2 protein-coding genes are annotated in these 539 nt (G+C 67.9%); both read left to right on the top strand.

The features are described 5' to 3' along the window. Positions 1-202 (top strand): hypothetical protein (locus J5M73_RS31000; RefSeq protein ID WP_207816871.1); only part of this gene is annotated, 202 nt, incomplete at its 5' end. Beyond that, the coding region (locus J5M73_RS30995; RefSeq protein ID WP_207816869.1) for a hypothetical protein at positions 193-539 on the top strand (347 nt) is incomplete at its 3' end. The genes J5M73_RS31000 and J5M73_RS30995, both read left to right, overlap by 10 nt.

The following is a 539-nucleotide window of genomic DNA, read 5'->3' as shown; positions in this document are numbered from 1 at the left end:
GGGCACCATCGCGAAAATGACCGCTGACTGGACTGCCGCGATCGAAACGTGGTTCTCCACATACGAACCGACGGGCGGCGGAACACTCTGGATGGATCTGACGCTGATGTCGAATCTTACCGGCCAGCCGATGCCGTTGCTGCGGATGCGGCGATTGATGCTGTCCATCGCGCAGGTGGTCCCGCCGCTGCCATGCCGCTAGCGCGCCGCGACCGCGCGTTGTGCGCGTTCGTCGCGGCGCCGCTCCTGTGGGGCCTGCTCGCCGGCGTCGCCGCGGCGCAGGCGCTCGCGCAGCCGGCAGCGTCCACGGTGTCCGTGTGCGCCGCGGTCATTACCGGCTCGTCCGGCACGACCGTCGACGTCAGTTATGCGGGGCTGCCTGGGAATCAGCCGAAGCTCTATGGAGACTTCGTCGCGCTGTGGCAAAGCAGCGTCGTACCGTGGTCGATCGCGCCCGCGGCACGGCTCGGCATTCCGACCGACGCCGAACTCGGAACGGTGGTGATGACCGGAGTGTCGATCAGCGCCACGCCGTACAC

The organism is Pseudomonas sp. 50_B, from assembly GCF_017491625.1.
Taxonomy (GTDB): Bacteria; Pseudomonadota; Gammaproteobacteria; order Pseudomonadales; family Pseudomonadaceae; genus Aquipseudomonas; species Aquipseudomonas danubii.
The sequence above is the reverse complement of the archived record's forward strand: the minus strand, read 5'-3'. Positions and strand labels throughout refer to the sequence as shown.